Source organism: Actinomycetospora sp. (genome assembly GCF_055612215.1).
Genome location: NZ_JBVPVA010000905.1, coordinates 1 through 1,663, shown reverse-complemented (window position 1 = coordinate 1,663; position 1,663 = coordinate 1). Strand labels below are relative to the sequence as shown.

Here is a 1,663-nt window from a genome sequence, read left to right as displayed (position 1 = left end):
GCTCAGAACCAGCGGCTGCTGGCCAGGCGGGCACCCTCGGCCAGGGCCGCGAACTTGGCCCAGACGACCTGGGGATCGACGGCGGCCTGCCCGACCCAGGTGCCGTAGCCGCAGTCGGTGCCGGCGATGACGTTCTGCGGGCCGACGCGTTCGGCGTAGCGGCCGATGCGCTGCGCGACGAGCTCAGGGTGCTCGATGACGTTGGTCTTGGACTCCAGCACGCCGGGGATCAGGACCTTGCCCTCGGGGAGGCGGACGTCGTCGAACACGGTGAATTCGTGGGCGTGGCGGGGATTGGCGGCCTCGAAGGCGATCGCTGCGGGACGGGCGCGCAGGACGTCGTGGACGAGGGCGGCGAACGGGATGTCGCGGTGGTGGGGCCCGTCGTAGTTCCCCCAGCACACGTGCATGCGCAGCAGCTCGGGATCGATGCCGGCGCAGGCGTGGTCGAGGGCCTCGAGGTTCTGGCGGACGCGCGCGACGAACTCCTCGTCGGAGAGGTCGGCGTAGCGGACGTGGCGTCCCATGGCGAGGTCGGGGCAGTCGAGCTGCACGGTGATGCCGGCGGCGGCGATGGCTTCGTACTCGGGGCGCATCGCCTCGGCGACGGCGAACAGGTAGTCCTCGTAGGAGCGGTAGTACTGGTTGTCGAAGAACAGCGCGACGAGCCCGGGGGAGGCGGCGGTGAGGAACCGACCGGCGGGGGCGTTCGGGCTCGCCGCGAGCAGGGACTCCACGTCGCGGTTCACCGCGTCGTCGCCGGTCGGGGCGATCGGGCCGGTGCAGGCCGGGGTCCGGCGGCGGGAACGACCGGGATCGGACATCACCCGCTGGGCCATCGCCGGGAAGTCGTCGAGATCGCGGTAGGAGAAGGTGACCGACTCGCCGTCGAAGCCGCTCAACCGGTACTTCGGGTAGGAGGCGTAGCTGGGCTTGCTCATCTCGCCGTCGTTGACCAGGTCGATGCCGGCCTCGAGCTGGTGTCCGACCACCTCCTCGACCGCGGTCGAGACCCGCGCGGCCAGCGCGGCGCGGTCGACGGGCACGCCCTCCTCCTGGGCGAACATCGTGCGGACCAGGTCGTCGGGTCGCGGCAGGCTCCCGACGTGTGTGGTCAGGAATCTCTCGGTGCTGCGCTGCACGGTGGGAGCTCTCCTCGGCGGTAGGACGCCCGGGCGACACGGTGTGATCGAGTGTGCCGCGCCGGCGCCGGCCGGGCCACGGCGCGTGAGTCATCGATCGCAGAGACGCCCAGGTCCTGCGGCCGCCCGGCACGCGTACCGTTCCTGACGGCGGGTCCCGGGCGGCGGCTGCGTTCGACGCGCCGGCGGGTATCACCCTGCGCTGACGGCCACCCCTGCGAGGAGGAACCCATGGCCCGCAACGTGCTCGGCGGCGAGCTCGCCGACTGCAGCCACGATCCCGTCACCGGCTTCTACCGGGACGGTTGTTGCGAGACCGGTGCCGACGACGCCGGCGTGCACACCGTGTGCGCCCGGGTCACCGCCGAGTTCCTCGAGTTCTCGGCGACCCGCGGCAACGACCTGACGCGGCCGGACGAGAACTTCCCGGGGCTCTCGCCCGGGGACCGCTGGTGCCTGTGCGCGAGCCGGTGGAAGGAGGCCCTCGACGGCGGGGTCGCGCCGCCGGTCGTCCTCGAGGC

General features: G+C 72.3%; 2 protein-coding genes. One reads left to right on the top strand and one right to left on the bottom strand.

Annotated features, from left to right (window positions below; all coding sequences use genetic code 11):
- Positions 1 to 2: 2 nt before the first annotated feature.
- Positions 3 to 1,142 carry a cobalamin-independent methionine synthase II family protein gene (locus AC0CYZ_RS24645; protein ID WP_472220242.1) on the bottom strand — a complete coding sequence of 380 codons (1,140 nt, stop codon included), beginning with the start codon at positions 1,140 to 1,142 and terminating at the stop codon, positions 3 to 5.
- Between the two features lie 231 nt (positions 1,143 to 1,373).
- Between AC0CYZ_RS24645 and AC0CYZ_RS24640 the strand changes: the two genes are divergently transcribed.
- Positions 1,374 to 1,663 (top strand): DUF2237 family protein (locus tag AC0CYZ_RS24640; RefSeq protein WP_472220240.1); only part of this gene is annotated, 290 nt, incomplete at its 3' end.